Origin of the sequence: Streptomyces spiramyceticus, assembly GCF_028807635.1 — a bacterium.
GTDB lineage: Bacteria > Actinomycetota > Actinomycetes > Streptomycetales > Streptomycetaceae > Streptomyces > Streptomyces spiramyceticus.
The window spans coordinates 999,065-1,023,814 of the sequence record NZ_JARBAX010000001.1; the positions used below are offsets into that span (position 1 = coordinate 999,065).

Annotated in this window: 25 protein-coding genes and 2 pseudogenes; 12 read left to right on the forward strand and 15 right to left on the reverse strand. The window is 70.3% G+C overall.

The features are described 5' to 3' along the window. Positions 1-161: 161 nt before the first annotated feature. On the reverse strand, positions 162-776 hold the full coding sequence (locus PXH83_RS04520) for a GNAT family N-acetyltransferase (RefSeq protein ID WP_274556909.1): 615 nt from the start codon (positions 774-776) through the stop codon (positions 162-164). Then, entirely contained in the window at positions 748-2,853 is a 2,106-nt protein-coding gene (locus PXH83_RS04525) for a penicillin acylase family protein (RefSeq protein WP_274556910.1), read from the reverse strand. Before PXH83_RS04525 ends, PXH83_RS04520 begins: the two co-directional genes overlap by 29 nt. Positions 2,854-2,952: 99 nt before the next feature. Between PXH83_RS04525 and PXH83_RS04530 the strand changes: the two genes are divergently transcribed. Both PXH83_RS04530 and PXH83_RS04540 read left to right on the forward strand, forming a co-directional pair. Beyond that, positions 2,953-3,687: a siderophore-interacting protein gene (locus PXH83_RS04530; RefSeq protein WP_274556911.1), complete on the forward strand. Its 735-nt coding sequence runs from the start codon at positions 2,953-2,955 to the stop codon at positions 3,685-3,687. A gap of 303 nt (positions 3,688-3,990) precedes the next feature. Next, positions 3,991-4,800 carry an NAD-dependent epimerase/dehydratase family protein gene (locus PXH83_RS04540; protein WP_274556912.1) on the forward strand — a complete coding sequence of 270 codons (810 nt, stop codon included), beginning with the start codon at positions 3,991-3,993 and terminating at the stop codon, positions 4,798-4,800. Positions 4,801-5,054: 254 nt separating this feature from the next. On the opposite strand, the gene PXH83_RS04545 is transcribed toward PXH83_RS04540, so the two are convergent. Further along, on the reverse strand, positions 5,055-6,026 hold the full coding sequence (locus tag PXH83_RS04545; protein WP_274556914.1) for an AraC family transcriptional regulator: 972 nt from the start codon (positions 6,024-6,026) through the stop codon (positions 5,055-5,057). Positions 6,027-6,104: 78 nt separating this feature from the next. On the opposite strand from PXH83_RS04545, the gene PXH83_RS04550 reads away from it, so the two are divergent. Together PXH83_RS04550 and PXH83_RS04555 are read left to right on the forward strand one after the other, a co-directional pair. Beyond that, positions 6,105-6,323 carry a hypothetical protein gene (locus tag PXH83_RS04550; protein ID WP_274556917.1) on the forward strand — a complete coding sequence of 73 codons (219 nt, stop codon included), beginning with the start codon at positions 6,105-6,107 and terminating at the stop codon, positions 6,321-6,323. Between the two features lie 41 nt (positions 6,324-6,364). Continuing rightward, a complete protein-coding gene (locus PXH83_RS04555) occupies positions 6,365-7,582 on the forward strand; it encodes a TerD family protein (protein ID WP_274556919.1) in 1,218 nt (405 codons plus the stop codon). 19 nt (positions 7,583-7,601) lie between these two features. On the opposite strand, the gene PXH83_RS04560 is transcribed toward PXH83_RS04555, so the two are convergent. Beyond that, positions 7,602-7,829 (reverse strand): hypothetical protein, encoded by a 228-nt coding sequence (locus tag PXH83_RS04560; RefSeq protein WP_214914341.1) that lies wholly within the window; start codon positions 7,827-7,829, stop codon positions 7,602-7,604. A gap of 459 nt (positions 7,830-8,288) precedes the next feature. Between PXH83_RS04560 and PXH83_RS04565 the strand changes: the two genes are divergently transcribed. Continuing rightward, on the forward strand, positions 8,289-9,164 hold the full coding sequence (locus tag PXH83_RS04565; RefSeq protein ID WP_274556921.1) for a serine/threonine-protein kinase: 876 nt from the start codon (positions 8,289-8,291) through the stop codon (positions 9,162-9,164). Here PXH83_RS04565 and PXH83_RS04570 read toward each other — a convergent pair. Further along, a complete protein-coding gene (locus PXH83_RS04570; RefSeq protein WP_274556923.1) occupies positions 9,136-10,569 on the reverse strand; it encodes an alkaline phosphatase PhoX in 1,434 nt (477 codons plus the stop codon). The genes PXH83_RS04565 and PXH83_RS04570 overlap by 29 nt on opposite strands. Before the next feature lie 292 nt (positions 10,570-10,861). Between PXH83_RS04570 and PXH83_RS04575 the strand changes: the two genes are divergently transcribed. Further along, a complete protein-coding gene (locus PXH83_RS04575) occupies positions 10,862-11,080 on the forward strand; it encodes a hypothetical protein (RefSeq protein WP_274556926.1) in 219 nt (72 codons plus the stop codon). Between the two features lie 84 nt (positions 11,081-11,164). On the opposite strand, the gene PXH83_RS04580 is transcribed toward PXH83_RS04575, so the two are convergent. Beyond that, positions 11,165-12,616: a hypothetical protein gene (locus PXH83_RS04580; RefSeq protein ID WP_274556928.1), complete on the reverse strand. Its 1,452-nt coding sequence runs from the start codon at positions 12,614-12,616 to the stop codon at positions 11,165-11,167. A gap of 191 nt (positions 12,617-12,807) precedes the next feature. Here PXH83_RS04580 and PXH83_RS04585 point away from each other — a divergent pair, with 191 nt between their 5' ends. Next, positions 12,808-14,661: an endonuclease/exonuclease/phosphatase family protein gene (locus PXH83_RS04585; RefSeq protein ID WP_274556931.1), complete on the forward strand. Its 1,854-nt coding sequence runs from the start codon at positions 12,808-12,810 to the stop codon at positions 14,659-14,661. Positions 14,662-14,677: 16 nt separating this feature from the next. Here PXH83_RS04585 and PXH83_RS04590 read toward each other — a convergent pair whose 3' ends face one another. Further along, on the reverse strand, positions 14,678-15,397 hold the full coding sequence (locus PXH83_RS04590) for an antibiotic biosynthesis monooxygenase (RefSeq protein ID WP_274556933.1): 720 nt from the start codon (positions 15,395-15,397) through the stop codon (positions 14,678-14,680). A gap of 140 nt (positions 15,398-15,537) precedes the next feature. On the opposite strand from PXH83_RS04590, the gene PXH83_RS04595 reads away from it, so the two are divergent. Continuing rightward, positions 15,538-16,368 carry a GNAT family N-acetyltransferase gene (locus PXH83_RS04595; RefSeq protein WP_420803114.1) on the forward strand — a complete coding sequence of 277 codons (831 nt, stop codon included), beginning with the start codon at positions 15,538-15,540 and terminating at the stop codon, positions 16,366-16,368. A 165-nt stretch (positions 16,369-16,533) separates the two neighbouring features. Then, entirely contained in the window at positions 16,534-17,442 is a 909-nt protein-coding gene (gene dapA / locus PXH83_RS04600) for a 4-hydroxy-tetrahydrodipicolinate synthase (protein ID WP_274556937.1), read from the forward strand. Here the strand turns inward: dapA and PXH83_RS04605 are convergent. Beyond that, positions 17,433-17,651: a hypothetical protein gene (locus PXH83_RS04605; RefSeq protein WP_274556939.1), complete on the reverse strand. Its 219-nt coding sequence runs from the start codon at positions 17,649-17,651 to the stop codon at positions 17,433-17,435. The two genes, dapA and PXH83_RS04605, sit on opposite strands and share 10 nt — an antisense overlap. A gap of 199 nt (positions 17,652-17,850) precedes the next feature. Here PXH83_RS04605 and PXH83_RS04610 point away from each other — a divergent pair, with 199 nt between their 5' ends. Next, a complete protein-coding gene (locus tag PXH83_RS04610; RefSeq protein WP_274556941.1) occupies positions 17,851-18,255 on the forward strand; it encodes a hypothetical protein in 405 nt (134 codons plus the stop codon). A gap of 148 nt (positions 18,256-18,403) precedes the next feature. On the opposite strand, the gene dapD is transcribed toward PXH83_RS04610, so the two are convergent. From dapD to PXH83_RS04625, 3 genes and pseudogenes are all read right to left on the reverse strand, one after another. Next, positions 18,404-19,393, reverse strand: coding sequence for a 2,3,4,5-tetrahydropyridine-2,6-dicarboxylate N-succinyltransferase (gene dapD / locus PXH83_RS04615; protein ID WP_274556944.1), 990 nt, complete (start codon positions 19,391-19,393; stop codon positions 18,404-18,406). Between the two features lie 9 nt (positions 19,394-19,402). Continuing rightward, positions 19,403-19,741: pseudogene (locus tag PXH83_RS04620) on the reverse strand (MFS transporter); the annotation flags it as partial. A gap of 23 nt (positions 19,742-19,764) precedes the next feature. After that, positions 19,765-21,045 (reverse strand): RNA-guided endonuclease InsQ/TnpB family protein, encoded by a 1,281-nt coding sequence (locus tag PXH83_RS04625; protein WP_274556946.1) that lies wholly within the window; start codon positions 21,043-21,045, stop codon positions 19,765-19,767. 105 nt (positions 21,046-21,150) lie between these two features. Here PXH83_RS04625 and PXH83_RS04630 point away from each other — a divergent pair. Beyond that, positions 21,151-21,777 (forward strand): annotated as a pseudogene (locus PXH83_RS04630) (peroxiredoxin); the annotation flags it as partial. On the opposite strand, the gene PXH83_RS04635 reads toward PXH83_RS04630, so the two are convergent. Together PXH83_RS04635 and PXH83_RS04640 are read right to left on the reverse strand one after the other, a co-directional pair. Further along, the gene (locus tag PXH83_RS04635; RefSeq protein WP_274556948.1) at positions 21,749-22,294 is read right to left on the reverse strand and encodes a TetR/AcrR family transcriptional regulator; all 546 of its coding nucleotides are present in this window, start codon (positions 22,292-22,294) and stop codon (positions 21,749-21,751) included. The pseudogene PXH83_RS04630 and the gene PXH83_RS04635 overlap by 29 nt on opposite strands. Continuing rightward, the gene (locus PXH83_RS04640) at positions 22,294-22,614 is read right to left on the reverse strand and encodes a DMT family transporter (protein ID WP_274556950.1); all 321 of its coding nucleotides are present in this window, start codon (positions 22,612-22,614) and stop codon (positions 22,294-22,296) included. Before PXH83_RS04640 ends, PXH83_RS04635 begins: the two co-directional genes overlap by 1 nt. A gap of 112 nt (positions 22,615-22,726) precedes the next feature. On the opposite strand from PXH83_RS04640, the gene PXH83_RS04645 reads away from it, so the two are divergent. Further along, on the forward strand, positions 22,727-23,845 hold the full coding sequence (locus tag PXH83_RS04645) for a DUF7847 domain-containing protein (RefSeq protein ID WP_274556952.1): 1,119 nt from the start codon (positions 22,727-22,729) through the stop codon (positions 23,843-23,845). A gap of 90 nt (positions 23,846-23,935) precedes the next feature. Here the strand turns inward: PXH83_RS04645 and PXH83_RS04650 are convergent, their stop codons facing one another. Then, positions 23,936-24,289, reverse strand: coding sequence for a metal-sulfur cluster assembly factor (locus PXH83_RS04650; protein WP_274556955.1), 354 nt, complete (start codon positions 24,287-24,289; stop codon positions 23,936-23,938). Beyond that, positions 24,286-24,750 carry a Fe-S cluster assembly sulfur transfer protein SufU gene (gene sufU / locus PXH83_RS04655; RefSeq protein ID WP_274556957.1) on the reverse strand — a complete coding sequence of 155 codons (465 nt, stop codon included), beginning with the start codon at positions 24,748-24,750 and terminating at the stop codon, positions 24,286-24,288. The genes PXH83_RS04650 and sufU overlap by 4 nt, the downstream gene beginning before the upstream one ends.

The window sequence follows — 24,750 nt, forward strand, 5'->3', positions numbered from 1 at the left end:
AAGGGCTGATTTTTCAGCCGTCCGGCGATTGAGGACCGGGGTCTGGGGCGGAGCCCCAGTTTCGGGAAGGGGCCGGGGAGGGGATAGCGCCGCAGGCACCCGCAGCCGCACCCGCACCCGCACCCACGACCACTCGCACGCACCGCGCCGCGCCCAATCGCCTACCCCTGGCCCACCCAATCCCCCCGCCCCAAGAACGCCAGCCGCGCCCGCTTCTCCGGCAGGAAGACGTCCGGCAGGTCGATCTCCGGCATCACGACCTCCGCCCCGAGCGCAAACCCCACCCTCTCCAGACGCGCTATCGCCTTGCCATTGAGCGCATCGGGCTCCGCCACCAACCGCTGCCGGTCCGGGTCCGCGAACAGGTAGGCGACCAGCACCGACAGCAGGTGCGCCGTGAAGCCCCGCTCCGTGCCGCCGCCGCCCGAGGGGCTGATCAGCAGGTGGACGCCGTAGTCGCCCGGCTGGACGTCGTAGCACTCGCTCACCCGGTCCGCCTCCGGGTCGTACGTCTGGAAGAGCGCCACCGGCTCGCCGTCCCGCACAGCGAGGTAGGCGTGGTGCGTGGTCAGCGAGTCGAGGTGCTCGTAGATCTCCTGGACCTGCTCGCGGGTCGCGCCGCCCATGCCCCAGAACCGGGCCCGCTCCTCGGTGACCCAGCCGTGGAGCAGCTCCGCGTCGCGTGCGGGGTTCACGGGGACCAGGCGGACCGTTCCGAAGCCTTCGATCTTCTGTTCGTACACCGGCTCAGCGGTTACGGGGGTCGCGGGGGTCATGGTTCTCCTTGGTCAGGTGGTTCCAGTCGGTGGTCACGGGGACGAGTTCGCCCCGCAGCCACAACGGCAGTTGGTCGTGGTGGTGGGCGCTGCCGGGAACCCCGGACGCACCCAGCGGCACCACCCAGAGGCTGTCCTCGCGCCGCGCGAGGTCCCATACGTAGCGGGCGGCGGGCCCGCGCGCGCAGCGGTCGGTGACGCCGGGGACGCTCGACGTCGACAGCACGCAGTCGTGGTCGCCGGGCAGCCCGGGCCATCCCCCGGGCGGCGCCGACTCCACCGCCTGCCACGGCGTCAGGCGGTGTACGTCGCCCCAGGGCACCGGCGGCGCGTCAGAAGCCGCGGCCACCGCCTCGACGGCCGCCCTGACCTCTGCGGGCCTGTCGATGCCCGGCAGCAGGTCGGTCGTCAGCAGGGTCGCCAAAGCGAACCCGACCCGGGGGGTGAGCGCGAGCCAGGGCAGGAAGACCCCCGGGTACGAGGGGTCCGCCACCGGCTCGGTCAGCGCGGCCAGGTCCGGATGGGCCGCAAGCCGCCGCACCACTTCCGTCCGTACGGCGGCGTACACCGTTGCGTCGGTGCTGTCCGCCTCCATCCGCCGGTCCCAGCGCAGGAGTTGGTCCCGCAGGCGCTCGCCCTGCGGGCTGAGCCCGTCGAGTCCGGACAGCAACCCGAGCAGGGGGCGGGCCGAGGCGAGATGCGTGTCGGTGTGGACGGCGGCCATGTCCGGGGCCGACCAGGATTTCGACCCGTCGAGCAGCTGCTTGATGCGGTCGGCGCGGTACGGCGGTGCGAATTCGACGCCGAGCGGCGCGGCGAGTCCTCGCTGGTTCGCCATCACGGCGACGCCGCTCACGTCCGCGCGCGGCATCGGCTCGTGCACGCCGCGCCATGCGTGGCCCGGCTCCCAGGCGGGTACGACGCGCAGGCCGTTGTCCCGGTGGCGCAGCGGGACGCGGCCGGCGACGCGGTGCAGCAGGCCGCCCGCTGTGTCGGCGGCCTGTACGACGTTGACGGGCTCGACCCACTGGTCGACCGCCCGGTCCACGTCGTCGACGGTCCGCGCGCGGAGCAGTGCGGGCAGCGCGCCGAAGCCGAGGTCCTCGTACACGCGGGTCGGGCAGCGCAGGCTGACGACCATCTCGTCGCCGGGGCCGCCGATGATGACGGGGCCGCGCTCGGTCTCGATCACCTCGACCTCGACGGGGTCGCCGCCCGCGACCTCGATGGTCTCGGTGTGGGCGCCGGCGGGCCGCCAGCCGTCCGGGCCGAGGGCCTCGACCACCTCGGCCGCCGCCCCGGCTCCGTCCGTACGGCGACGCAGGCGCTCGCGGTAGAGGTCCTGGTAGTCGGCCATGGCGTTGGTGATCGCCCATGCCACGCTGTTCGTATGCCCGAAGTGGCCGATTCCGGGGATGCCGGGGACGGCGAGACCGACCACGTCGAACTCGGGACAGGCCAGCCGGATCTGCTGGTACACCCCCGGGTCCTCGATGAACCTGTGCGGGTCGCCCGCAATGAGCGGAGCCCCGGTGGCGGTGCGCTCGCCGGTGACGAGCCAGCCGTTGCTGCCGGAGGTGCCGGGGCCGTCGGTGGCGAACAGAGTGATGGCGTCGTCGCCGAGCCTGCGGGCGACCTCCTCGCGCCACAGTTTGGTCGGGAAGCCCGCGAAGAGGATGTGCGTCGACAGCCAGATGCCGAGCGGCGTCCACGACTGCCACTCGCCGGGGGCCAGCCCGGTGCCTGCGAACTCAGGGGCCCGGAGCGCACCTTCGGCGAGACCGGCGTTGACCCCGTCGACGTAACGCTCGACCCAAGCGGCCGTCTCCGCGTCGAGGCTGCGGAAACAGCGCCGGGCGGTGTCGTCGAGCCGCGACTGGCGGGCGAAGCGGTCCCAGCCGACGGCCTCGGCGCCGAGGAAGGCGGCCGTGGTGCCCTGCGACCTGTGCCGCTCGACCTCGATCTGCCAGGCGCGGTCGGTGGCCGCATTGCGGCCCTGGGCGAATGCGAGTTCATGTGCGCTGCTCGCGCGGAGATGGGGAATTCCCCAGGCGTCCCGGAAGACCTCGGTGCTCACTCTGTTCCCGTTCCCCATCTAGGTTTAGGTTAGGCTGACCTAACTTAAAGGACAGTTGTCCGGGAAACAATTCCCGGATCTGTGGGGGAGGAGTCTGCGGTGGGTCATGGCTGGGAGGGCGCGGTACTCAAACTGCTGCGCGGCAAGGACTTCACCTTCACCGTGACCGGGGCGGAGCAGGTCACGGAGGACTACCGGCGCCTGCACCTCACGGACGGCGGCCTGCTCGGCGCGGCCGGCGTGCACCCGACCATGTGGGTCCGGATGTGGTTCGAGAACGCCGGCAAGCCGCACCAGCGCGCCTACACCCTGGTCGGCCCCGACGTCGCCGCCGGGACGTTCAGCCTGGAGTTCGCCCTGCACGACGGGTGCGCGAGCGACTGGGCGCGCAAGGCGCAGCCCGGCGACACGATCGAGGCGACGCTCCAGGGCACGGGCTTCGACACGCCGGAGCCGCGGCCCTCGCGGCTGCTGGTGATCGGCGACCCGGCGTCACTTCCGGCGATCAATTCGCTGCTGGAGTCGATGCCCGAGGTCCCGGCGACGATCTGGTTCGAGACGTCGCACGCGTCGGACGCCGACCTGCCGATCCGGGTCGACCCGGTACGCCACGAGCTGCGCAGGATCCCTCGGCGGGATGCGGGTGGCCACCTGGTGGAAGAGGTGAAGGCGTCGCTGCCGTCGCTGGTGTCGGCTGCGGAGGACCCGGCCGGTGTGTACGTCTGGATAGCGTGCGACACGGCGACGACGAGGACGCTGACGTCGTATGTACGGAGGGAAGTGGGCGTGCCGAAGGGGCGGGTGCACGGGCTGGGGTACTGGCGCGCGGCGTAAGCGTGCGGGTCGCCTGCGGCGCTTCTCCCCTCACTCTCGCCGCCGCAGGTATCGCACTGTTCGCGACAGCCGTGGCCGCGCGTGCGCTGCCGTACGACGCGGTGGTGCCGGCGACCGCAGCCGCGGTCGGCCTCGGCCTGCCCTGCGTCCTCGTCGCGGCGCTGACGGCGGTCCAGCGCGAGACCCCTGACGCACTGCTCGGCCGCGCGCGACACTTGAAGGGCCGTGTGGCACTCCCTAGCGTGTCCACGCATGCGAATGCTGTCCACGTACACGCCCAAGCCCCATCGAGGAGACGCTCCGATGCCCGCACCCCGCACCGTCCTGCTCACCGGCGCCGCCGGCGGCGTCGGCACCCTGATGCGCGGGATCCTTCCGGCGTACGGCTACGAACTCCGCCTGCTCGACGCGACCCCCATCGAGGGCGAACCGGACGCGATCACCGCCGACCTGGCCGACAAGGAAGCGCTGCGCGAGGCCGTGCGGGGCGTGGACGCGGTGATCCATCTCGCGGGCATCTCGCTGGAAGCCCCGTTCGAGAAGATCCTGCGCGCCAACATCGAGGGGACGTACAACCTCTACGAGGCCGCCCGCGAAGAGGGCGTCGAGCGGATGGTCTTCGCCTCCTCCAACCACGCCGTCGGCTTCACCCCGCGCCCCGCCGACGGCGCACCGCTGATCCCCGTCTCGACGCCGCACCGGCCCGACACCTTCTACGGCCTCTCCAAGGCCTTCGGCGAGGATCTCGCCCAGCTCTACTGGGACCTGCACGGCATCGAGACCGTGTCGGTCCGGATCGGCTCCTGCTTCATGGAGCCCAGTTCGGTGCGGATGCTCTCGATCTGGATGAGCCCGGGCGACTGCGCCCGCCTCTTCCACGCCGCGCTCACGGCCGACGGGGTCGGCCACACCGTCGTCTACGGGTCCTCGGCCAACACCCGGCTGTGGTGGGATCTTTCATCCGCACGGGCCATTGGATACGAGCCGAAGGACGACTCGGAGCAGTACGCGGAGAAGCTCATCGCGGAACACGGTGAACTGGACCCAGACAACCCCGGTCACGCCAACCTGGGCGGGGAGTTCTGCACCGACCCGCCCCAGTGGAAGTACTGACCACCTCAGCGGTACAGGCGGGTCCGGCCCGGCTACGGGGGCACCGGTCCGGACCCTTCACGAGGGGAACTCGGCCACGGGCGGCCGGGACCGCCGGTGAATATCACCGACGTGTTCACTGGCGGCGCCGGAGCCCACGGACACGTACTCGCGTCCGGCACAAGGTAGTTGCGCACGCCTGGAACCACGATCCATTACGCGCGCCCACTGTCCGCATTGCGCAGCGCGGCGGCCCACCGGCCGGCCCGGCCCACTCAGCCCGACCGCAGCGTCTCCGACGGCGCCTCGCCGAAGCGCGCACGGTACGCACCGGAGAACCGCCCGAGATGGGCGAAGCCCCACCGGAAGGCCGCCTCACTCACCGTCAGTTCGCCGGGCCCGCACCGCCTCAGCTCGTCGCGCACCCGGTCCAGCCGGACTCCCCGCAGATACGCCATCGGTGACATCCCGACGTACCGGCGGAATGCCTCCTGGAGCCACCGCACACTCACCCGGGCGAGGGCGGCCAGCTCCGCCGCGCTGTACGGGTGCTCGGGACTGTCGTGGATGGCGTCCACGACGCGCTTGACCGGCGCGGGCCGCAGTGTCGCCGCCGTCGGCCTGGTCAGTTCCTCCCTGTACGGGTGGTCGACCGCGAGCAGCAGGCCGTTCAGCAGCGCCTCTTCGAGCGGCTTGGCCACCAGCGGCTCCCGTACGAGCGATCCGGCCCCGCTCGCCTCCCGAGCCGCCCACCGGACGAGCCGGCCCCAACTGCGGCCCGCGCCCTGTGTGACGTCGAGCCGGTGCGCGAAGGCGACAGGCCCGCGCGGCGCCCTGCCCAGCGCATGCGCCAGTTGGCCTTCCAGCGCCGAAGTGTCGATCTTCACCGCCAGCAGCCTGTAGTCGCCGCTCCACCGGTCCAGGAAGGTGTCGCCGGACGGCTGGAACACGGCGCCCTCCTCGGGTGTCGCCGTCGCCCCGGCCCGCGTGCCCTGATGCCAGGACAGCCTTCCTTCAAGCGGAATGTCGACGTGGTAGGCGCCCAGTTCCCCGAAGCGCATCCGCACGTCCGTGCCGCACTGGAGCTCACCCACTGTCAGCGCCCCCAGCTGGATGATGCGGAACTTCGCCGCGAAAGCTCCCTCCCGGTCGAGCCGCTCGATGGAGTTGGCGTAGAACTTCTCGCCGATCACCACGCGCGCCTCGTCCAGGTCCGCCGTACAGAACGTCTCCACAGAACTCCCCACACCCGAGTACGGTCCTCACCCCGCAGGATCCAACAAATTCGGGCGACCCGGAGACCAGGAAGCGGGCACCATGCGGTCATGCCAAAACCGCATGGATTCAGTTACGAGCAATTCGGCGACGGCAGTGTCGTCATCACTCACCAGGGCCGGGCCGCAGGCACCCTGCGCGGTGCGCGTGCGGAAAAATTCCTGGCCGAGGCCGGGGCGGGCGACAGCCAGCTCGTGATGGCGCGATGGACCGGGGCGTACAAACACGGCAACGAGCGGGCCGCCAGAAATCACCCGCGCAACAGGTGACGCAAGGGAACGGCAAAGCGGTGTCGGTCGTTAGCTCTGGCATGACCGCAATGACCCCCGGCTCGAACATTCCGCTTCCCACCGCCCGCGTGGCCGTGGACGTTGCCGCCCCGGTGCGGCTCGACGTATCGGGCCTGCTCCTCACGGCCGACGGCAAGGTGCGCTCCGACGACGACTTCATCTTCTACAACCAACCGTCGGGCCCCGGTGTCACCTACCGGTCCGGCGGCGGCACTGCTCCCGACGCGATCGTGGTGGACACGTCAGCCGTCCCGCCCGGCATCGAGAAGATCGTGGTCACGGCGAGCCCCGACGCCGCGGGCCAGACCTTCCAGGGCATCGAGCCCACCGCCACCGTGCGCGGAGCCGACGACGGCGCCATGATCGCGACGTTCACCCCGCCTCAGCTGGGCACCGAGACGGCACTGGTGATCGTGGAGATCTATCTCCGCAACGGCGCGTGGAAGGTGCGCGCGGTCGGTCAGGGTTACGCGAACGGGCTGGCCGGCATCGCCACGGACTTCGGCGTCTCGGTGGAGGAACCCGCCGCCGCGGCCGCTCCTGCCCCCGCTGCGGCCCCTGTGGCACCCCCTGCGCCCCCAGTGGCCGCCCCCGGGGTCACGGCCCCTCCGGCGGGCTCTGCGGCTCCCCCGGCCCCGCCGGAGGGGCCCGCCGCGAGCGGCAAGATCAACCTCGACAAGGGCCGGGTCAGCCTCCAGAAGAACCAGACGGTCTCGCTGGTCAAGGGCGGACGCCCGCTGCTGTCCCAGGTCAAGATGGGTCTCGGCTGGGAGCCCGCGTTCCGGGGCAAGGACATCGACCTCGACGCGTCCGTCATCGCCTACGACGGGAACCGCAAGCACCTGGACAGCTGCTACTTCGGCAAGCTGTCGATCCTGAACGGTGCGGTCAAGCACTCCGGGGACAACCTCACCGGCGAGGGTGCGGGCGACGACGAGGTGATCGTCGTCGACCTCGGCCGCATCCCCGCGGAGGCGACGGGCCTGGTCTTCACGGTGAACTCCTTCACGGGACAGAAGTTCACCGAGGTGGCCAAGGCCTACTGCCGTCTGCTGGACGCGGCGACCGGTGAGGAACTGGTCCGCTTCGACCTGACGGGCGCCGAGCCGCAGACGGGGGTAATGATGGCGAAGCTGATCAAGCAGTTCTCAGGGGAGTGGGAGATGACCGCGATGGGCGACTTCGTGAAGAGTCGCACCGTTCGCGGCATGGTCAAGCCGGCAGCCCAGGCCCTCTAGCGCTCCCGCGCCAGGGGGACTACAGCTTGGTCAGCTTGACGAAGGGGCTCAGGATGCGGCCTTGTCGCCCTGCGAAGTCGATGAGAACTGCTGCATCGCCTTCGACTGCGATGACCCTCCCGAGTCCGAACTGATCATGCGAAACCCGGTCGCCCACATCGAAAACCTCGATCGGTGGGGCGGCCGCGGCCGGGACGTTGAAGGGACTGGACGGCAGGTAGCGCCGGGCTCCGGCTGACTTTGTCATTAGTTGAGAGTATGCGCCCCGCGAGGCCGCCACGCCATGCCCGTCCATGATCACTTCACCCGGGGCCGGTCCGCACCCCTCCCCAACACCGGGTGTTCGCCGGAATTCGGCTCGTCGGACCGCCTCGCACATTGGTACGGCCTCGGTGGTGTTGGTGCCGCCGGGGCCGCCAAAGCGGCCCAGGGCATTCAGCATGCTTCACCCGTTTTCATAAACGGTCTTCCGCGAAACGAAACTTGCCCCGTCCGCCAAATTCCTGTGCGGAGGAAATGCATGCACTTCTATTTGTAGCTGTATGCGGCAACGTTGTTTTGTGTCCAGAGATCGGACTCGACGGAACCGCCCCGCAGCCGCAACCAAGCGGGGGCCGCAGGCGTCGCACATGGCGTCCGGGACACTGGATCACGATCACTGGACGGGCCGGACGACCGGTGACCGTACAACCGGGAGGACCACGGCATGGCCGAACGCGCTGAGTACCGCATCGTCTCGCTGATCGGCGAGGGCGGCACGGGCCGTGTCCATCTGGCGCGGACCGCCGCCGGGCGGCTCGTCGCGCTCAAGACCGTGCACGAAGACCTTGCCTCCGCCCCGCGCTTCCGCGAGCGGTTCCGCCGCGAGGCCGCCGCCGCCCTGCGCATCGGCGGCCCTTTCACGGCCACGGTGACCGACGCCGGCCCGGAGGACCAACACCCGTGGCTGGCAGCCGAGTTCTGCGTGGGTCCGACGATCGTGGAGACGATCTCCACGGCGGGCCCGCTCGGGCCCGACGACCTCGGCACGTTCGGCTCGGCGCTCGCCGTGGCCATGTCGGCCATCCACGGCGCCGGGCCGGCCTGCCTCGACCTCAAGCCGGCCCACGTCCTCATCACCCGCCGAGGCCCGAAGATCATCGACTTCGGTACGGCGGGGCGCTCCGCCGGCCGGGCCTCCGAATTCCTCGGCTTCCTCGCCCCCGAACAGCTGACGCCCGGCGCCCCGACAGGCCCGCCCGCCGACGTCTTCGCGCTCGGCGCGCTCCTCGTCCTCTCCAGTACGGGACGCAATCCGTTCGGGTCGGGCAGCGCCCAGCAGGTGGCCCACAGGACCCTGCACGACGCCCCCGACCTCATCGGCGTACCGGGCCCGCAGTGGACCGGGTTCCTCGCCGCCTGCCTCGCCACCGACCCCGCGGCCCGGCCCAGCATGCCCGAGGCGCTGGCCTGGTGCGCGGAGCGCGCCGCCCCCGTGCCGTGGTGGGAACAGGAACCGGTGTCCGAGCTGATCCGCGAGCACGAGAACGACGTGGCCGAGCTCCTGGCCGTGGTCAGTGGCGACGCCGCCACGGGCCAGTGATCGCGAGCATGATGCCCGGGTCCTGAATGCCGGCGTAGAGCGTCTTTCCGTCGGGCGAGAAAACGACCCCGGCGAACTCGCTGAATTCCGGTTCGGCGTCGGTCCCGATATTGCATTCATTGCGGGCGACCGGGTACGTACGGCCGCTGTCGGTGGCACCGAAAAGGTGCTGGCCCCCGTCGCCGTCCTCCGCTATGACCAGGCCGCCGTACGGCGAGACGGTGATGTTGTCCGGGCCGTCGTAGTCACCGCTCGTGCTCAGCAGCACCTTCAGCGTGAGCGTGCGGCGCCTGGGGTCGTAGAACCAGACCTGGCCGTCGTGCGGCTCGCCCGGGCTCTCGTCACGGGCGTACGAGGAGACGATGTACGTGCCGCCGTCCGCCCACCACATGCCCTCCAGCTTGCGGGCGCGGGTGATGTCCCCGTCGTCGAACTGCTCGCGCACCGGGACGGTCCTGCCGTCCCGGTCGGGCACCTCGGCCCAGTCGACGCCGTAGACCGTGCCGATCTTCGTCGCGCGCGACAGGTCGTCGACGAAGCGGCCGCCCGAGTCGAAGCACTTCGCCGCCTGGAGGGTGCCCGCGTCGTCGGCGAGCTTGCGGAGCCGGCCCCTGCCGTGCTTGAAGCCGTGCGGCGGGACCCAGCGGAAGAGGAGCCCGTTCGGGTTGGAGTCGTCCTCGGTGAGGTACGCGTGGCCGCGCTTCGGGTCGATGACGACGGCCTCGTGGTCGAAGCGGCCGAAGGCCTTGATCGGCTTCGGGTCGAGGTTGGCGCGTCGGTCGTAGGGGTCGACCTCGAAGACGTAGCCGTGGTCCTTGGTCATGCCGTTCTCGCCGGCCCGGTCGGTGTTCTCCTCGCAGGTCAGCCAGGTGCCCCAGGTCGTACGGCCGCCCGCGCAATTCGTGGAGGTGCCCGCGATGCCGACCCACTCGGCGACCTCGCCGCTGCGGTGCACCTCGACGACCGTGCAGCCGCCGGAAGCGGCCGGGTCGTACACCAGCCCCTCGGCTAGGGGCACCGGGTGCTTCCACTTGCTGCGCGGGCCCTTGAGCTCGTGATTGTTGACCAGAAGCGTCACACCGCGCGGTCCCTCGAAGGTGGCCGTGCCGTCGTGCTTGGACGGGGTGTATTCGCCGCTCTCCAGCTTGGTGACGCCGGAGTGGGTGATGATCCGGTACGTGAAGCCTGCGGGGAGGGCGACAACGCCCTCGGGGTCGGGCACGAGGGGGCCGTAGCCGGGGCCGTGCGGGGCGCCTGCGGGGTCCTCGGCGGCGTCCTCGGCACTGTCGTCGGCCGTGGCGAGGGCGCCGGGGGCGGTGGCGAGAGCGCCGACACTGCCGATGAGTGCGACTCCGGCGCCGGTGAGCGCGGACCGTCTGGCGAAGTCCCTGCGGGTGAGCGTCATTCGGACCTCCTGAGGCGGCCCCCTGCGGGGCACGTGTTTTCGGCCTCAGGCTTCCGGGCGCGTACAAACGTCGGCTGAACAACGCCCGACGTCCGGGAGGCGAGCGCCCGACCGTGACAGCCCCCGCCGTGACCGGGCGCAAGGCTCCCAGACCACCGCAGACCGCCAGTTTCAGGAAGGGGCGGGGTGGGGAATCTTCGTATGAACAGACAGTGAGACAGTGCCCTGCCAACCGGGGGCCCGCGGGAAGTCGCCGGGTGGATCCAGTACCCATTGGAGGGAGGCGAGCCATGTGGATGCCAAGCAGGCCCGCGCACTCCATGAGAGCCAACTGCTTCAGCTGCCCAATGTGACCGGCGTCGGCACCGGGAAGGACGAGGGCTCGGGCGCGGACGTGATAGTCGTCTTCGTCACCCGCAAGGTGCCCAGCGACCAGCTCCGGGCCGAGGACGTCGTGCCGGAGGAGCTCGAAGGCGTGCCCGTGCGCGTGCTCCCCATCGGCGAGAGCTGATCGGCCAGGCGCTGATCGGCGCACGCACTCCCGAGGCGCGGCGGGCGGCGTAAGCCCAGCGGCCCATGCCACCCGCCGTACCCCTCAACTCACGCTGCGCGAACGCGCCTTGAAGGCCGCCTTCCGGGCTTCCTTCGCCGCCTTCTTGTCGGGGTGCAGGCGCCCCATGGCCTCCAGGACGTCCGCCGTCGCCGGGTGATCCACCCGCCAGGCGGCATCGAAAAAGCCACTGTGCCGACCGGTCAGCCCGGCCACCAGGTCCCGGAGCTCCGCCGGTTCGCCGTCTGCGTCGAGCTGCGCGGCGATGGTGTCGATCGCGAGCCAGAAGATCATCGACTCGGGCGGCGGCGGCACGTCCGACGCGCCGCTCTCGGCGAGCCAGACCCGGGCCAGGCCGCCCAGCTCCGGGTCGTCGAGCACCTCGCGCACCGCGTCCTCCGCCTCCGGGCCGACCAGCGAGAGCGCCTGCTGGCTGCGGAGCCTGCGCAGCGGAGCGCCCCGGTCGACGCCGCGGGCGGCGGCGAGCAACTCCCGGGCGGCTGCGGCCGGTTCGCGGCGGGCGAGCCACTGCTCGGTCTCGGCGCCGGCCGACGCTTCGGGGAAGTACGCGATGCCGTCGAGCAGCGCCTCCGCTCCCTTGTCGGCGAGATCGCCGACCGCGGGCGCGTCGATCCCCGCTTCGAGCATCCGGACCCTGATGCCGTACAGACCGAGCGGGGTGAGCCCGACCATGCCGTACCGGGACACGTCCTCGTCGTCGACGGGCGGCTCGGGCTCCGATCCCTCCTCCGCCATCAGCGCCTCGTCCACCGGCTGGTAGGTGACGAGCCCGACCGGTTCGAGCACCCGGAACTGGTCGTCGAGCCGCATCATCGCGTCCGACACCTGTTCCAGTACGTCGTCGGTGGGCTCGCCCATGTCCTCGGGCACGATCATCGAAGCGGCGAGTGCGGGCAGTGGCACCGGGCCTTCCGCCGCGCCCTCGGTGACGGTCAGCAGATACAGGTTGCCGAGTACGCCTTCCAGGAACTCGGCCTCCGCGTCCGGGTCCCAGTCCAGCGAGTCGAAGTCGACCCGGCCGTCCTCGCCGACGAGCCCGGAGAGGTCGTCGAGGACGGGTGCGGTCGCGTCGGCGAAGACGGCCTCGAACGCGTCGAGCCAGATGGCGAGGACGTCCTGGGGGCTGCCGGAGGTGAGCAGTGCGAGGTTCTCACCGGCGGTGACGGTCCCGTCCGCTTCGCCCTCGCCCCCCTCCTCGGCGTCGGTGACGTCGACGAGCCCCGTGTCCACGGCGATGCGCCACGCTTCGCTCGCCTCCGCCGCGCCGTCCTCGTCGGCGGCGAGACCGAGGTGCTCGGCGGCCTCGGGCAGCTGCTCGTCGACGAGTTCGCCGCCCGCACCGACCCGGGTCGCGGGCCCTGCCCAGCGGGCGAGCCTGGCGGCGCGCGCGAAGAGCGGGGAGGCGAGCGCCTCCCGTGCCAGCTCGGCGTCGGAGTGCAGGCGCACCGGCGGCAGGGTGGGGCGTTCTCCGGACATCTGGGGGGTCTCCTTGGGCATGCGGGTCGGGCGTCCCCCAGCGTAGACGTATTTGCCCCTATGCCACCGGGTTCATGTACCCGTCAGGATTCGTACACCTGGCGACCCTTGACAACCCCCTTGTCCACACAAGAGATTGACGCGCGTAGAACCGTGCTCTACCCCTCATCCATCGCACTCGGAGCTCGTACATGACTGCCCGTTCCTCTCTCCCCAGATCCGCCGCCGTCGCAGCCGTCGTAGCCACCGCACTGGCAGGCGGCCTGCTGGCCGCCACGACCGCCGCCTCCGCCTCGGACTCCCCCGCCTCCGCTGCGGAGACCCGGATTCACGACATCCAGGGCACCACCCGAATATCCCCGCTCGTGGGGCAGCAGGTCGCCGACGTCACCGGCATCGTCACGGGCGTGCGCACGTACGGCTCGAAGGGCTTCTGGTTCCAGGACCCGCAGGCCGACGCCGACGCCGCCACCAGCGAAGGCATCTTCGTCTTCACGAGCTCGGCGCCGACGGTGGCCGTGGGCGACGCGGTGAAGGTGTCCGGCACGGTCGGCGAGTACATCCCCGGCGGTACGTCGTCCGGCAACCAGTCGCTGACCCAGATCTCCAAGCCGACGGTGACCGTGGTGTCTTCGGGCAACCCGGTGCCCGCGCCGGTCACCCTCTCCGCGAAGTCCGTTCCTTCGTCGTACGCCCCGGAGGGCGACCCGGCGGCGGGCGGCAGCATCAACGCGCTGCCGCTGAACCCGCGCAAGTACGCCCTGGACTACTACGAGTCGCTGGAGGGCAGCAACGTCCGGATCGGCACGTCGCGCGTGGTCGGCGCGACCGACCCGTACTCGGAGCTGTGGGTCACGGTGAAGCCGCACGAGCACGACAACCGCCGCGGCGGCACGGTCTACGGCTCGTACACCTCCCAGAACACCGGCCGCCTCCAGATCCAGCAGCTCGCCCCGGTCTCCCAGCAGCCGTTCCCGAAAGCGAATGTCGGTGACGTCCTGGCGGGTACGACCGAAGGCCCCCTGGACTTCAACCAGTTCGGCGGCTACACGCTGACCGCCCGCACGCTCGGCACGGTCACCGACCGCGGCCTCAAGGCGGAGTCGACGCGTCCGCAGCGCAGCGGCGAGCTCGCGGTGGCGACGTACAACGTCGAGAACCTCGACCCGACGGACCCGCAGGCCAAGTTCGACGCACTCGCCGCGGCGGTCGTCAACAACCTGGCCTCCCCCGACGTCATCGCCCTGGAGGAGATCCAGGACAACAACGGCGCCAAGAACGACGGTACGGTCGCGGCCGACGAAACGCTGAAGAAGTTCACGGCGGCGATCGCGGCGGCCGGCGGTCCGGCGTACGACTGGCGCACGATCGACCCGGCGAACAACAAGGACGGCGGCGAGCCCGGCGGCAACATCCGCCAGGTCTTCCTCTTCAACCCCGAGCGGGTTTCCTTCACCGACCGCGCGGGCGGCGACGCGGCCACCGCGACGGCCGTCGTACGGGACGGGCGCGACGCGGCCCTGACCCTCTCCCCCGGCCGGATCGACCCGGCCAACGCGGCGTGGGAGAACAGCCGCAAGCCGCTGGCCGGCGAGTTCACGTTCCGCGGCCGTACGGTCTTCGTGATCGCGAACCACTTCGGTTCGAAGGGCGGCGACGAGAGCCTGGTGTCGCACCACCAACCGCCGGTACGCAAGTCGGAGATCAAGCGACTTGAGCAGGCACAGGCGGTCAACACCTTCGTCAAGGACATCCTCAAGGTCCAGCGGAACGCAGACGTCCTGGTCCTGGGCGACATCAACGACTTCGAGTTCTCGGCGACGACGAAGGCACTGACGGCGGACGGCGCGCTCTACCCGGCGGTCAAGTCCCTGCCCCGCTCGGAGCGTTACTCGTACGTCTTCCAGGGCAACAGCCAGGTCCTGGACCAGATCCTGACGAGCCCGTCGATCGACGACTTCTCGTACGACAGCGTGCACATCAACGCGGAGTTCTCCGCCCAGAACAGCGACCACGACCCGCAGGTGCTGCGCTTCCGCCCGTAGCCACCGCCATAGCCGCCTACACGCCCGCGCTGAAGCTGAGCGCGGGCGTGTACCGCTTCACGCCGCCGCCGCTCACGCCCGGGTAGGTCCGCACTTTCGTCCACTGGGGCGTCGGCGAACCGACCCCGTCACCGGGCCCGGCGAGGGCCTCGATGTGCGCGTCGGCGCTCTCCCACTCCGCGTAGTTCAGCACCCGGGTGCCGTCCGTACTCACGTGGAAGTGCCCGGAGATTCCGCCCGGGTGGGGGTGCGGGTCCGTCCCCAGGGCCTCGAAGACGGTGTCCACCCAGTCGCGCTGCCTGGCCGGGTCGGGCCCTTCGAACTCGACGTCGACGATCACGATGCAGCCCGGCACGCGGCCGCCCACCTGCCCCAGCGGGGTGCTGCGGTAGAGCTCGTACGTGTACAGCCCGAGCCGCTCGATGCCCGGCACAGCGGCGTCGACCTCGTCGACCCGTGCCGCGCGGCCCGCGCGCAGGAAGGCTGCGTACGCCGTCTCGTCTGCCCACTGCGTGTAGTGGAGCAGGCTCTTGCCGTCCTCGCCGATGTAGACGCTGTACGAGAGGAGCCCCTCGTCCGGCCACTCCCGGCTGCCCCAGACCTTGCTGATGACCTCTACGGTCTCCCGCTGCCGCTCGGGCGTACCGACGTCCCAGACGGAGACCTTGGCGACGCCGACGCCCGAACGGGCTATCCAGGGAAGTGAGTTGACATTCTGCACGGACGACGGCGACATGACGGTACTACCTCCTGGCTCGACGCGCCGCTGTGACGCGTCCTCATGACCACCATCGTGAAACCTGAAGCGCGGTTGAGGTCAAGGCCGGTCCGTAATGCGATGGCGGTGATCGGCAATCCGGTGTTTGGATGCACCGCGTGACTTCTGAAGATCTTGAACTGCTGCTGGACCGGCTTGAGTCGTACTACGACGCGGTACCGCGCAATGGCGCCAGGGCCGAGGACTTCGGCCCACTGACGTTGTTCGTACGGGAAGGTGCGGGCTGGCCCTTCTACGCACGGCCGACCCGGGGCGGCTCCGGTGCAGTGACGGCCGCCGATGTGGCCCGAGTCCGCTCTCGCCAGCGCGAACTCGGCATCCCGGAGAGCTTCGAGTGGGTCGCCGAGTCGGCGCCGACGCTGCGGGCGGCGGCCGAGGAGGCAGGTCTGGTGGTGCGTGAGCACCCGCTGATGGTGCTCGACGCGACGGTCTCGGTGCCCGCTGCGGACAAGCTGTCCGACGGGCCGTCGATACGCACCGTCGCCCCGGACGATCCGGCACTGGCCAGCGCATTGGTCGTCCCCCACCTCGCCTTCGCGGAGCCCGGTACGGGTGTCGGCCAGGCGGGACTTCCCGAACTGGCCGAAGCTGTCCGTACCCGGGCAGGCGACGGGTCGGTGGAAAGCGCGGTGGCGCGGATCGAGGCCGGTCTCACCACGGTCGCGGCAGCGGTCGAGGACGGGACGGCGCTGTGCGCCGGCCAGCACCAGCCGGTAGGAACGGTCAGTGAAATCGTCGGCGTCGGCACCCTGCCCGCCGCACGCCGCCGAGGCCTCGGCCTCGCGGTCACGGCGGCACTGGTGGCCGACGCGCGATCGCGGGGCGTGGAGACTGTCTTCCTGTCGGCGGGCGACGAGGACGTGGCCAGGATCTACGGCCGCCTCGGCTTCCACCGGGTCGCCACCGCGCTGATCGCAGAACCGGAGTAGCGTGCGGGCCGACCGGAAGTAGTGCGCGGCGCCGAACGGGAGTCTCACGGTCCGCCAACAGCCTTGGACGGCGGGCGGAAGCAGGCAACACTTCAGTGCTGCTTGTCATTCGTCCGGAGAAAATCTAAGTAGACCTTCACCGTCCGCTGGCCCAAGACTTGCGGCATGACGCCATCGCGCCCTTCCCGCCCCTTCGGCCGCGCCCTCTGCGCGATGATCACGCCCTTCACCTCCGAGGGCGCACTGGACCTGGACGGCGCCCAGGCGCTCTCCGAGCGCCTGGTGGTCGAAGGAGGCTGCGAGGGCCTCGTGCTCAACGGCACCACCGGCGAGTCCCCGACCACCACCGACGCCGAGAAGAGCGCTCTCGTACGGGCTGTGTCCGAGGCGGTCGGCGGCCGGGCGTCGGTCCTCGCGGGCGTGGGCAGCGCCGACACCCGGCACACCGTCGAGCTCGCGAAGGCGTCCGCAGGGGCGGGCGCGGACGGCCTGTTGGTCGTCACGCCGTACTACAGCCGCCCGCCCCAGGCCGCCGTCGAGGCACACTTCCGCCGGGTCGCGGACGCGGTCGGCGTCCCGCTGATGCTCTACGACATCCCGGGCCGCACCGGCACCCGCATCGAGGTCGAGACGATGCTGCGCCTCGCGGAACACCCGCGTATCACCGCGGTCAAGGACTGCGCGAACGACCTGCTCGGCAGCGCCACGGTGATCGCCCACACCTCTCTCGCGTACTACTCGGGCAGCGAGGAGCACAACCTTCCGCTGTACTCACTCGGCGGCGCGGGCTTCGTCAGCACAGTCGCCAATTCCGCGCCCCGCGCGATGCGGGCGGTCCTCGACGCGTACGACGCGGCAGACACCGCGGCGGCGGCCCGGGCCCACCACCGCGCGCTCCCTCTGATCACCCTCACGATGGCTTCGGGCCTGCCGGGCACGGTCACCACGAAGGGCCTGCTCGGCGCGCTCGGACTGCCCGCGGGCCCGGTCAGGGAACCACTGCAGCCCGCCGACCGGGCCACGGTCGACGGGCTGCTGGCGGCGTACGAGGAGCTGGCCCAGCGCTACATGTAGGTCTTGCCGAGAACCGTCGCGTGCTCCAGCACGTCCTCCAGCGGGTCGTCGATCTGACCGGTCGAGATCAGGCTGAAGCGTGGCGCGTTGTGCGAATTCGTGTGCGTCTCGTCGGCGTGCGCCGCCCCTGCGGGCAGCCCCACCGCCAGAAGAACCGCACCGCACCCGATGAACCACCGTGTCAGTACCCGCGTCTGCTGTGCCCTCATGCCGTGTCCTCGCCCTGTTGCTCGTCCGATGTGCCGACCTGCTTATCTGCCAGAACCGCCGAAGGCGCCCGGAGGTCACGCACGTCGCGCAAGGCCATCCGTCCGAGCGGGACCGGCTTGACGGGGTTCACCATCCGGCGTAGTCCGGAATGAGAGACCAATCGGGCTTTTCCGGCATCATTTCGAGAGGAGACCGATCATGCTCGGCGATGTGCTCGGCGAGGAACAGGGAGAAATCACCGGAATGCGGGTCCTGCCCAGCGAGGACGGCCTCCCCGCGATGGAGGTCTCCTTCCAGGGTGAAGGAACGCTCCTGGGCTCGGCGGCCAAGGACTTGGGAACCTACGAGTCGTACGTCCGCCTTGACGGCACCCTCTTCGGCGACGGCCAAGGAATCATCATGACCCCGGACGGGGAGACGATCACCTGGCACGGCCAGGGCATCGGGCACTTCACCGACTCCGGCGGGGTGAACTGGCGCGGCGCCGTCTACTACCAGACCGCCGCCGCCAAGTTCGCCCGGCTCGCGGGAACAGTCGGCGTGTTCGAGTTCGACACCGACGAGAAGGGCAAGGTCACGGCCAAGGTCTACGAGTGGAAGTAGCCCCCGGCCGAGCCACTGGCAGAGCCAATGACCTGGCAGAGCCAATGACCTGGCAGAGCCAATGACGGAGCGCCCCTCCAGGGCAGTCCGGGGCCGTGGAGGGGCGCTCCAGCGCGCAGGCGGGCGCGCAGGCGGGCGCGCAGGCTGATCAGTTGTGGCTGTGCAGTACGTCGTTGAGCCCGCCCCACACCGCGTTGTTCGGGCGGGCCTCCACGGCGCCGGTCACCGAGTTGCGGCGGAAGAGGATGTTGCTCGCGCCGGACAGCTCCAGCGCCTTGACGATCTGGCCGTCGGGCATCGTGACGCGGGTGCCCGCGGTCACGTACAGGCCCGCCTCGACGATGCACTCGTCGCCGAGCGCGATGCCGACGCCCGCCTCGGCACCGACCAGGCAGCGCTCGCCGATCGAGATGATCTGCTTTCCGCCGCCGGAGAGCGTGCCCATGGTGGACGCGCCGCCGCCGATGTCGGAGCCGTCACCGATGACGACACCAGCGGAGATACGGCCCTCGATCATGGAGGTGCCGAGGGTGCCGGCGTTGAAGTTGACGAAGCCCTCGTGCATGACGGTGGTGCCGGAGGCCAGGTGCGCGCCGAGGCGGACCCGGTCCGCGTCGGCGATACGGACGCCCGCCGGGGCCACGTAGTCCGTCATCCGCGGGAACTTGTCGATCGAGGTGACCTGGAGGTTCAGGCCCTCGGCGCGGGCGTTCAGGCGCACCGTCTCGACCTGGTCCACGGCGACCGGGCCGAGCGAGGTCCAGGCGACGTTGGAGAGGAGACCGAAGACTCCGTCCAGGTTCTGGCCGTGCGGCCGGACCAGGCGGTGGCTGAGCAGGTGGAGGCGCAGGTACGCGTCGTGGGCGTCCAGCGGCTTGTCGTCGAGCGAGGCGATGACCGTACGGACGGCTACGACCTCGACACCGCGGCGGGCGTCGGGGCCGAGGGCCTTCGGCGCGGTCGCGCCGAGCAGCTCGGCGGCGCGCTCGGCGGTGAGGCGCTCGGTGCCGGCGGGGCCGGGCTCGGCGACGAGCTCGGGGGCGGGGAACCAGGTGTCGAGGACGGTGCCGTCGGCGGCGAGAGTGGCGAGTCCGGCGGCGACGGCGCCGGTGGTGCGAGTAGCAGTCGTATCGGTCATGACACGAACCTAACCGGCACTGGCCCGCGTGGGCGAACCGGTCTCGGCTGGCGGGCGCCCGTCCCGGCACTCGCCTGCGGCCTGCCCCGCAGGCTCCCCCGCGGACTCCCCCGGCGTACGCATCCGGCCCGCCGCCAGTACGGCCAGTCCGGCGGCCACCGCGAGCGCCGCGCTCAGCGGCCACAGCAGCGCGGGCGCGGCGGCGTACAGTGCGCCGCCGAGTGGCGGGGCGAGGATGACGCCGCTGACGGAGACACCGGCGTACAGGCTCTGGAAGCGGCCCTGGGCGTGCTCGGGCGCCTGGTCGGCGACGTAGGCGGTGGCCGGGGTCTTTTGAAGTGCTCTCCCGGCTGAATCCGGGAGATTCCCACCTACCTTGCGGTGGTGGGCTTGACGCGCTTCGCGCGCCTGACGACTGCCCTCCCGGCAGCCGGGATGAGCGCGAGGCCCATCCGGTACAGGTGCAAGACGTTGCGGGCTGCGTTGTGGTCGGCGTTGCCCGACCAGCCGCAGTCCGGGTTCTTGCACACGAACACGGCCTGGGACTCCCGGCTGCCAGGTGTGATGAAACCGCACGCGGAGCAGCGTTGGGAGGTGTGGGGGGCGGGGACCTTGACCAAGGTGCCGCCGTGCTGGGCGGTCTTGTACGCCAGCATGGTGACCGTCCGGCCCCACGCTTCGCCGCTGATGGAGCGGTTCAGCCCGGCTTTCTGGGCGACGTTCTTCCCCGGCTGGTCCACTGTTCCTTTGGCGGACTTGACCATGTTCGTGATGTGAAGTGCTTCCACCACGACAGTGCCGTACTTCTTGGCGATGGCGGTGGTGGTCTGGTGCTGCCAGTCCAGTGCCCGGCGCTTGGCTTTCGCGCGCAGTCCTGCGATCTGGTCATAGGTGTGCTTCAACCGGCGTGAGGTGCGCTCGCCCGGTTTGCGGTGCTGCTTGCGCTGGGCGGCACGCTGCTGAAGGCGCAGGAGCTTGGCCTGCTCCTGCTTGGTCAGCCACTCGTCGTGGTCGTACGTCTCGCCGTCGGAGAGGGCAATGGGCACGGTGACGCCCACGTCGATACCGACCTCGGGACCGGTATGAGGCTCGGGTTCGGCTTCGAGGGCCTGGACACGGAAGGCGATGTGCCAGCCGAGCGCGTCTTTGACCAACCGGGCCCCGGTGATCCGGTTGTCGGTGTTGGCGTGCTTGCCTACGGGAAGGTCTTTGGTCCACCGGAACCGGACGCGACCCACCTTGGGAATGTTGACCACGCCCCAGCGGCGGTGCACGCGGGTGATGTTCAGGTCCCGGCCCTGCGGGATGTCCACGGACATCACCGTGCGGAACCGGGCCTTGAAGTTCGGGGCATCAGCCCGGCCCTCCCAGCAGTTCTTCCACGCCTGGAAGTACGTCTTAAGTACCGCCTGCGCGGCCTGCGCGGGCAGCACGGCGAGGAAGTCGATGTCCTTACGCGCCTGCCGAATCGCGGCGTCCGCGTTCGCTAACGTCCGCTTCTCCTTCGGCACCATCTGCCACCACGCATGGAGAAGATTCCACATCGTGCGGGCGGCGTGCGCCTGATCATCAGCCTTGAGCGACAGGACGGGGGAAAGTACCAGTCGGGCGCGATGCCCGAACTGCCGCTTCCCCAACCCTCGTTCACTCATAGCGACCACCATACTACGGTCGGTTTATGTCGCCACGCTGGAACCCCAACCCGGATCTACGCACCGTCGCCACGTCGTCCACAACCTTCACGTCCACTTGGGGGGGGCGACACCTGGCTGCTGGGAGAGGGCGAGACGATGGCGACGACCGCGGAGGCTTCGCAGGAGGCCGAGCGCGTGCACGCCCTGCGCGGCACGCGCCTGCCGGAGCTTCAGCTGCCGGATTACGACGGTGAGTCGAGGGACCCGGTCGCGGCGCATACTCCGTACACCGTCCTCTACTGCTTCCCCGGCGCGTACGCCCGCCCGGACGCCTATCCGCCCGGCTGGGCCGGAATCCCGGGCGCCCCCGGCTGCACCCTCGAATCCTGCACGTACCGCGATCAGCTGGCCGAGTTCACGGCGGCGGGCGCGACCGTGCACGGCGTATCGGCACAACGCCCGGACGAGCAGCGGGCGTTCGCCGACAAGGAGCGGCTGCGCTTCCCGCTGTTGTCGGACGCGGACCTGACGCTGACGGCGGCGCTGCGGCTGCCGACGTTCCGTGTCGCAGGGATCAGCAGGCTGAAGCGGCTGACGCTGGTGGTGGACCAGGACCGTAAGATCCGCGAAGTCCTCTACCCGATCACGGACATCGGGGCGAGCGTCGAGGCGGCGCTGGCCAGTGTCAGAGCCGGCGTCAAAGCTGACGTCAAATCCGGTGTCAAGAACGGCCGGCGAGGATCCGATTGAGCATCTCCCGGGCGTACGCCGCGTCGTACTCGGCTCCGGTCAGCAGCACCTGGAGGCAGATCCCGTCCATCAGAGCGACCAGCGCCCGCGCGGTGACCGGGTCGGTGCGCCGGGCCAGTTGGTCGGCCACTCCCGCGCACCACTCGGCGGCGACGGGGCGCAGCGCGGGCCGGCGCAGTGCGGCGAGGTAGAGCTCGTACTCCAGCTCGACGCCGGTACGGTCCCCGGAGATCCACTCCCCCATCAGCGCGGCAAGCTCCTCCGCGACGTCGGCCTCGGGATCCTGGAGGGCGGCGCGCTCGTCGACGAGCTTCGCGAAGCCTTCGCTCGCCTGGCGCAGGGCGGCGACCAACAGCTCGTCGAGGGTCTTGAAGTGATACGTCGTCGAACCGAGCGGCACATCGGCCTCGGCCGCGGCGGACCGGTGGCTGAGGCCCGCTATGCCCTTGCTGCCGACCACCCGGATCGCGGCGTCGATGATGCGGCGGCGCCGTTCGGGGTCGTAACGGCGGGCCATCAGTGCGTGCCCCCGAGATTGAGCAGTACGACCCCGACGATGACGAGCCCGATGCCTGTCAGCTTGACGGCGTTCGCCGACTCGCCGAGGAAGAACATGCCGATGGCGGCGACCGCTGCCGTGCCGACGCCCGCCCAGATCGCGTAGGCGGTGCCGACCGACATGGACTTGAGGGTCTGCGCGAGCAGGCTGAAGGCCAGCAGATAGCCGACGACTGTGCCGATCGAGGGCCAGAGCTTACTGAACCCGTAGCTGTACTTCATGGCCGTGGTCCCGGCCACCTCCGCCGCAATGGCCGCGGCCAGCAGTACGTATGGCATGCGCACGAAGGTACACACCGTTGTGTACGACCGTACACATAAGCGAGGAACGCACCGCACCGCCATTCCGCCCCAGGCGCCCACCCGTTACGGTGTAGCGCCTGGTCAGGGCATGAAACGTAACGGAGTGACAGTGGCGCACGATTCGGGATGGAACGGCCCCCACGGCGGCGGACCGTACGCAGGACCCCCGCCGCCCGGCTGGGGCGGCGGATGGATGCCGCCTCCGCCCCCGCCGCCCAAGCCGGGGGTGATACCCCTCGGTCCGCTCGGCCTGGGTGACATCCTGGGCGGCACGTTCACCACCATGGGCCGTTACTGGAAGCAGCTGTTCGGCATAGCCGTGCTGATGTACGGCGGAGCGCTGCTCGTGGTGGTCGGCGCCGTCGCCATCGCCCTCTCCGCCACCCACGACACCCTGCAGACGGTCTTCGACAGCGCCAACGACGAGGACCCGCCGTGGGACGAGTTGTGGACTCTGCTGATCTCCTTCGGCGTGGTGTGGATCGTCGCCATGCTGTCGATGGTGGTAGCCACCGCGACCATCATGGCCGCCTGCCCCGCGGTGCTGCAGGACGCGGTGCTCGGCCGCCGTACGACCTTCGGCGCGGTGTGGCGCCGTGCCTGGCCGCGGGTGCCCGCCGTCATCGGCGCGATGCTGCTGCCCTGGCTGGTCGCCATGGTCACCATGGGCCTGTTCATGGTCAGTTACGTCGTGCTGATCGTGTCGTTCCTGTCGCAGGACACCAGTGGTGCCTGGGCGGCCCTGGGCTTCGTGGTGTTCCTCGCGTTCATCCCGCTGGCCGTCTGGCTCTGGGTGCGGTTCAGCCTGGCGCCTGCCGCCGTGGTCTTCGAGTCGCAGGGGCCGGTCGCGGCGCTGCGCCGCTCGTCGCAGCTGGTACAGGGCGCCTGGTGGCGGATCTTCGGCATCACCGTGCTGGCCTCGATCATGGCCATGGTCGCGGGCTACATCATCCAGCTCCCGCTCACCATGATCGGCGCGCTGACGAGCATGCCGGGCATGGCCGAGGTGGGTCCCGAGCCCGGTGTGGGCGAGGCCCTCGTCGCGATGGGCTCGTACCTCGTTTTCATCCTGCTGGGCAGCATCATCAGCCAGATCGTGGCCACCACTTTCCCCCAGCTGGTGACCGGCCTGCTGTACGTCGACCAGCGCATCCGCAAGGAGAACCTGGCCCCGGTGCTCGCCGAGGCGGCGGCGGACCGGTACTGAGCGGACCGTACTCGGACCGTACTGATACGCCGAGAGGCCCCCGGCAGTGCCGGGGGCCTCTCGGAAGTCTGGCTGGTCGGTCGGCTCGTCTCAGACGTTGAAGCCGAGCGCGCGGAGCTGCTCGCGGCCGTCGTCCGTGATCTTGTCCGGGCCCCACGGCGGCATCCAGACCCAGTTGATCTTCAGCTCGTTGACGATGCCCTCGGTCGCCGACTTCGCCTGGTCCTCGATGACGTCGGTCAGCGGGCAGGCCGCGGACGTCAGCGTCATGTCGAGCGTGGCGATGTTGGAGTCGTCGATGTGGATGCCGTAGATCAGGCCGAGGTTGACGACGTCGATGCCCAGCTCGGGGTCGACCACGTCGTACAGAGCCTCGCGGACCTCGTCCTCGGAGGCCGGCTTGGTCTTGAGGTCCTCGGTGGGTGTCGCAGCGTTGTCAGTCATGCGGTCTTCCTCTCGGCGCTCTCGCCCAGTGCCTGGGCCGTCGCGTCCTTCCATGCCATCCAGCTCAGCAGAGCACACTTCACACGCGCCGGATACTTCGAGACACCGGCGAACGCGACCGCGTCCTCCAGCACCTCTTCCATCGCGTCGTCCGGCTCGATCTGGCCCTTGGACTGCATCAGCTCCAGGAACGTGGCCTGGATCTTCTGCGCCTCGGCCAGCTCCTTGCCGACCAGCAGGTCGTTCAGCACGGAGGCACTGGCCTGGCTGATGGAACAGCCCTGGCCCTCGTACGAGACGTCGGCGATCGTGTCGCCGTCGTACTTCACGCGAAGCGTGATCTCGTCGCCACATGTCGGGTTGACGTGGTGCACCTCGGCGTCGCCGTCCCGGAGCCCGCGCCCGTGGGGGTGCTTGTAGTGGTCCAGGATGACTTCCTGGTACATCGAATCCAGCTTCAC